Consider the following 3869-nt stretch of genomic DNA (forward strand, 5'->3'; position numbering starts at 1 on the left):
ACCTTTGGCGCTGAACCTGGTTGTCACCCGATGGATTTGGTGATTGTTTTCAATAAAATTCAAGAGGCCAAAAAGGAAGTAGATTTTGTCATTGTCATTGCTCATGGTGGACACGAGCACTATGAATTGCCCAGTCCAAGAATGAAAAAATGGTATCGGTTTTTTGTAGATGCCGGCGCTAATGCTGTTATTGGGCATCACACTCACATTAGTTCGGGTTATGAAACCTATAAAGAAGCACCCATTTTTTACAGTTTAGGGAACTTTTGTTTTGATTGGGATAGATTGCAAAATTTACCTTGGAACAAAGGTATGATGGTGCGTTTACATTTTGAAAAAAATAAACTCATTACGTTCGATATTGAATTCTTTACCCAAAACAATGCCAAGCTAGGTTTGTTTTTATTGTCAGAAGTCGAAAAAGAAACAACCGAAATTAAAGTGCATGAATTAAATGCAATCATGCAAGATGACGTTTTATTAGAAAAAAAGTTTCATGATTATGTTGAAACGTGGAAACCTTTAATGAACACTTGGATACAACCCTACCGTGGAAAATATTTTTCAGCTTTGTACAAAAGGGGATTTTTACCACCTATTATATCAACCAAAAAGAAACTTTTATATACCAATCTAATTCGATGTGAAGCACATCGAGATATATTACTAAATTCTATAAACCCAACAAAATAGTATGTGCGGATTTACAGGATATTATAATCTGAATTCAGTTTTAGAAACTAATAACAACGCTATTCGTCAAATGATTGCGATACAAAAGCATCGAGGTCCAAACGACTCGGGTATTATTGGAATAAACACCATAGAGAAAAACTTTGAGGAAATTAGTGTTACAACTGATTCTGATTTTAATACTGGAAAAGATTTACTTTTTGGATTTAATCGATTGAGCATTCTGGATTTATCACCCAATGGTCACCAACCGATGCTTAGTCCAGACGGCAACATTATATTGATGATGAATGGTGAGGTATATAATGCCTTTGATTTCAAAGATGATTTAATCCAAAAAGGACATTCGTTTAAAAGCACTTCTGATACTGAGATTGTATTGCATTTGTATATGGAGTTTGGTATGGATAAAATGATTACTATGCTCAATGGCATGTTTGCTTTGGCTATTTATGATTTTGAGTTAGACACCTTATTTCTTGCACGGGATCGATTTGGCATTAAACCTTTGTATATTCTACAAGAAGAAAATAGAATTGCTTTTGCCTCTGAAATGAAAAGTTTCAAGCCATTACCAAATTTTAATTTTCAACCTGATTTTAGCCGAATTGATGAATTTCTACTGTTTAGAAATGTAATAAACAATACACTTTTTAAGAATATTACCAATTGTACGCCCGGCACTTATTTGAGCATTAAAAAGGGAAAAATATGTATCCATTCATACTACGAGGTAGATAATGAAAGTACAAATACAATTCCAAATACTTCAGCCAAATATGAATTAGAAAATGCATTAAGAAAAAGTGTTTCCTCTCAAATGATGAGTGATGTTAAATTAGGTTGTCAACTTTCGGGTGGTGTCGATTCTTCTTTGGTTACCTATTTTGCCGCTGAAAATGTAATAAAAGGAAATTTGGAAACGATATCCATTACTTTCAAAGATCCAAAATTTTCTGAAGAAAAGTATATAGATTATGTAGCCGAAAAACTGTCACTTAAAGCACATAAATATGAAATGGATGCCCAATATTACTTTGATGTTTTAGAAAAAGCGATTTGGCATTTTGAACAACCTTTAAATCATCCCAATACAATTGGTATTTATCTGCTTAGTGAACATGCTAAGAAGCATGTTACCGTATTATTAAGTGGTGAAGGAGCCGATGAGTCTCTGGCAGGTTATAGTCGCTTTATTAGGGCAAAAGAGAACAGAATTTTTACTAAGTCTTTCTTTGGAGGGTTGAAACGCAATAGAAAGCAGCTAGTTGATTATTTAAGTTATTCTTTGAATGCAGAGAAGCGTATGATAATGGAAACGGCTTATGGAAGCGTCACTACTGCCAAAGCTTTATATCCTAATTTTAAATTTTCTAATGCCATTGAGGATAGAACTAATACTTTAGGAAGGTTAAAAGGTGATATAAATCTTCGCCAACGAAAATATGAATTACTAACCTATTTACCCGATTTGTTAATGCGTCAAGATAAAATGTCCATGGCACATTCTATAGAAAATAGAGTACCATTTTTAGACAATGAAATGATTGCTACCTCTTTTTCTATATCAGGAGATGTGCTTGTAGCTCGACATAATAATACATTGGAAGGGAAAAAAATATTGAAAGATATTTGTGCTGATAAATTTAGCGAATCATTTGCCTATAGAGATAAAATGGGTTTTGGAATTCCACTACGAGAATTTATGTCAACAAAAACTTTTCAGGATAAATGGCACCAAGAAATTGAACCTAGTTTACAAAAAAGGGGTTTGTTTGAATTGAAAGAATTATCGGTTTGGGTAAATAATATAAAATCGGCTACACCAGAACAATTGGATGCAATTTGGTTACTTCTTGGATTTGAAATTTGGGCTAAACAATATTTGAGTTGAAAGATTTTTTGGGTTAATTGTTTTAATAATTTTTATATCAAATGATAGCAATACATAAATTAAATATAGGATTCCATCCATTATGGGTAAATTATTGTATTGAAAATAATATTCCCTATAAATTAGTCGATTGTTATGATAACACAATTATTGAACAGTTGCAAGGTTGTTCATCATTACTATTTCATTTTTTTCAATCTGGATCAAAAGATATAGTCATGGCAAAACAATTACTATTTTCATTAGAACAAAGTGGATTACCAGTCTTTCCTAATTTTAATACGTCATGGCATTTTGATGACAAAGTTGGTCAAAAATATTTATTGGAAGCATTACAAGTAGAATTAGTGAAGACGTGGGTTTTTTATGATAGAAAATCTGCTTTAGAGTGGATAAATACTGCTAGTTTTCCTAAGGTGTTTAAACTTCGAGGCGGTGCAGGTTCCCAAAATGTCCAATTAGTTTCATCAAAATCGCAAACCCAAAGATTGGTTAGAAAAGCTTTTGGGAATGGTTTTCCTGCCTATTATGGCTGGGGAAGTTTGAAAGAGCGTTATCGAAAATGGCGGTTAGGTAAAGTTGATTTTAAGGAGGTAATCAAAGGAATAGTTCGATTGGTAAAACCACCTCGTTATGCCCAAGTTATGGGTAAAGAAATTAATTATTTATATTTTCAAGAATTTATTCCAAACAACGACTCAGATACGAGAATTATTGTAATAGACGGAAAAGCTTTCGGAATCAAACGAATGAATAGAAAAAATGATTTTAGAGCTTCTGGTAGTGGTTTTATTCTTTATGAAAAAGAACATATTGATATTATTTTTGTCAAAACAGCATTTGAAATTCATAAAAAGTTGAATGCACAATGTATTGCTTATGATTTTGTTTATGATTCAACTAAAAAACCACTCTTGATAGAAATTAGTTACGGTTTCGACAGTGGAGGATATAATGATTGCGTGGGATATTGGGATGAACAACTTATTTGGTATGAAGGAAAATTTAATCCATACGGTTGGATGATAGAAATGATGAATAAAAAGTAAATATTTATGATAAATGTAACAAAAACTTTCTTTCCGCCATTAAATGAATACCAGCTTCAACTCGAAAGAGTTTGGAATAATCAATGGTTAACAAATAGGGGAGAATTAGTATTAGAGTTAGAAAAAAATTTAATAGAATACCTCATAGTTATTAACTTTATTATAATGAATAATGGGTCTATTCCTTTACAAATTGATTTAAAGTTTTTAGGAAACAATGGAGAGATTTTAAC

General features: G+C 31.9%; 4 protein-coding genes. All 4 read left to right on the forward strand.

Annotated features, from left to right (window positions below; genetic code table 11):
- Positions 1-693: CapA family protein (locus ACK5ON_RS10790; RefSeq protein WP_409822317.1), on the forward strand; the 693-nt coding region annotated here is incomplete at its 5' end.
- Between the two features lies 1 nt (position 694).
- A complete protein-coding gene (asnB, locus tag ACK5ON_RS10795) occupies positions 695-2587 on the forward strand; it encodes an asparagine synthase (glutamine-hydrolyzing) (RefSeq protein ID WP_409822319.1) in 1893 nt (630 codons plus the stop codon).
- A 41-nt stretch (positions 2588-2628) separates the two neighbouring features.
- Positions 2629-3636, forward strand: a complete 1008-nt coding sequence (locus ACK5ON_RS10800) for a RimK family alpha-L-glutamate ligase (RefSeq protein WP_409822321.1) — start codon at positions 2629-2631, stop codon at positions 3634-3636.
- A 6-nt stretch (positions 3637-3642) separates the two neighbouring features.
- Positions 3643-3869: DegT/DnrJ/EryC1/StrS family aminotransferase (locus tag ACK5ON_RS10805; RefSeq protein WP_409822323.1), on the forward strand; the 227-nt coding region annotated here is incomplete at its 3' end.

Origin of the sequence: Flavobacterium sp., from assembly GCF_046317795.1 — a bacterium.
Taxonomy (GTDB): Bacteria; Bacteroidota; Bacteroidia; order Flavobacteriales; family Flavobacteriaceae; genus Flavobacterium.